The following is a 525-nucleotide window of genomic DNA, read 5'->3' on the forward strand; positions in this document are numbered from 1 at the left end:
AATCTTACATTTTAAAAAGAACTATTTAAAATAACTAATACAGATCGGAGAGAAAAAAATGAAACGAAAGTTACTTACGGCGTTAACATGCGGTACATTACTTCTGAGTATGGCTGCTTGTAGCTCAAATGAGAAGCCTGCAACTGAATCAAAACCTAAACAAGAAGAAAAGGTTCAGGAAAAACCGAAAGTTCAAACCATTCAAAAGCAACAAAAAGATAGTTATGTAGTAAGTGAAGATGATTTATCCAAAGCAGCACAGTCGATTGGAGAAATCCAAAACGAGCAGACTATAAATGACATGATGATACATATGTCTTTCCAAAAACTCATATTCAATGGGAATAATCTTCATGTTCCTGGTACCCGTGATGTAGGTCGATTTCAAATGACCAAAGAAAACATTCAATACTTAAAAAACAACTTAAATGTTATCAATAATGATGAAAGACAAAAATATGAATCTATTCTGAACAAATGGTACGATGGAAATTTTGAATCTGCAGTTGAAGACTATAGTGAAAT

At 32.4% G+C, this 525-nt stretch carries 1 protein-coding gene; it reads left to right on the forward strand.

The window, feature by feature from the left end:
* Window positions 1–58: 58 nt before the first annotated feature.
* Window positions 59–525, forward strand: a 467-nt coding sequence (locus V7038_RS28845) for a DUF6241 domain-containing protein (RefSeq protein WP_335696041.1), incomplete at its 3' end; no start/stop codon positions are given.

Origin of the sequence: Bacillus sp. JJ783, assembly GCF_036963225.1 — a bacterium.
GTDB classification, from domain to species: Bacteria; Bacillota; Bacilli; order Bacillales; family Bacillaceae_G; genus Bacillus_A; species Bacillus_A cereus_U.